Annotated in this window: 1 protein-coding gene; it reads left to right on the forward strand. The window is 61.6% G+C overall.

Annotation, left to right across the window (positions count from 1 at the left end):
• A partial coding sequence (locus J5M71_RS29735; RefSeq protein WP_207839166.1) for an immunoglobulin-like domain-containing protein occupies positions 1–229 on the forward strand: 229 nt, incomplete at both ends.

A 229-nucleotide genomic window follows, 5' to 3' on the forward strand; every position in this document is an offset into this window, starting at 1 on the left:
AGGCCTCGGTGGCCGAGAACGTCAATCCGACCTTCACCGTGCACATCAACCAGGCGCTGGCCCATGACCTGGTCGTGACCCTGAGCAACAATGCCCAGGTCACCATCAAGGCTGGCGAAACCAGTGCCCCGTACACCCATGCTGCGCAGGGCGATGACGTCTATAACGACGCTGGCCAGATCAGCCTGGGCATCAGTTCGGCTGTGGATGCAACCGGTGCGACCTTCGA

Source organism: Pseudomonas sp. 43(2021) (assembly GCF_017490805.1).
Taxonomy (GTDB): Bacteria; Pseudomonadota; Gammaproteobacteria; order Pseudomonadales; family Pseudomonadaceae; genus Aquipseudomonas.